At 58.8% G+C, this 1,147-nt stretch carries 2 protein-coding genes; one reads left to right on the top strand and one right to left on the bottom strand.

The features are described from left to right. Positions 1-528, top strand: a 528-nt coding sequence (locus tag EI28_RS12500) for a TATA-box-binding protein (protein WP_082223180.1), incomplete at its 5' end; no start/stop codon positions are given. 282 nt (positions 529-810) lie between these two features. Here EI28_RS12500 and EI28_RS15120 read toward each other — a convergent pair. Beyond that, positions 811-1,147: hypothetical protein (locus tag EI28_RS15120; protein ID WP_048115335.1), on the bottom strand; the 337-nt coding region annotated here is incomplete at its 5' end.

Genomic DNA, 1,147 nt, shown 5'->3' with positions numbered 1-1,147 from the left:
AAAATTGAGAACATCGTTGCCTCCGGGGTGATTGCCGACGCGATCGACCTCGAAAACGTATCTGATAAAATAAAAAACTGCGAACTGAATACGAAGCGGTTCCCCGGGGCGGTCTACCGCATCGAGAAACCCAAGATCGCATCCCTGATATTTTCCTCGGGAAAAGTGGTGCTCACCGGTATCAGGAACAACCAGGACCTGCATGACGGCCTTGGTATCATCATGCAGTCGCTCCGCGATGCCGGGGTCGATACCTACGACGAGCCGCAGGTCGCGGTCACGAACATCGTCTGTTCGTACGACATGGGCAAGTACATCAACTTAAACAAGGTGGTCATCACCCTCAACCTCGAGAACATCGAGTATGAACCCGAGCAGTTCCCGGGACTCGTCTACCGGATCGACGATCCGAAGATCGTCGCCCTTCTCTTCAGTTCCGGCAAGATCATCCTGACCGGCGGGAAGACCGTCGAGGACATCAAGAGAGGGCTTGATTTCCTGGAGCAGCGGCTCGAAACCATAATGTAATCCCGTTTTTCCGTTACGTTCTTTTTATAGGGGCCGGAGGGCCCCTGATTTTTAGTCGGAGTCTGATTCGTCTATTGGGACATCCTGCCGGTATGTGCCAGCGGAGTGTCCGGGCCTGAAGCGGGTCTTTTTGATGCTCGCATCTGATGGAGCTCGTGCCTCGGGCATGCCGCCGGCTTCGATCAAGAGCGCTATTCTTCGAAGCGTCGCAACTCCCATGCACGGCTTTCCAGTGGACTGCGCACCTAGCGGTGCTCGAGCTCCTGCCCTTCGGCCAGTCGCTTATCGCCATTGGGGAGGGGCTGACGGGGAGTGTGATGGGCGGAACGCCCGGAGCTCGACCACCGTCAGGTGGGAAGGGGGCATGCCCCCTCCCCTGTCTCCTCGAAAAACCTTGTTCTTCTCGAACTCCTGCACTAAGGCCAGTTGCGTCCCACCCGACGCACCCCCCGGCCCGTCGCCATCGCACCTGCGGCCCTCAAACTCCGTTCCTGGCGGAACGTCGTCATCGCACCTGCGGCCCGCAAACTCCGTTCCTGGCCGGAACGTCGCCATCGCACCTGCGGCCCTCAAACTCCGTTCCTGGCGGAACGTCGTCATCGCACCTGCGGCGCTCCAG

Source organism: Methanoculleus sp. MH98A (assembly GCF_000691865.1).
GTDB lineage: Archaea > Halobacteriota > Methanomicrobia > Methanomicrobiales > Methanoculleaceae > Methanoculleus.
The sequence above is the reverse complement of the archived record's forward strand: the minus strand, read 5'-3'. Positions and strand labels throughout refer to the sequence as shown.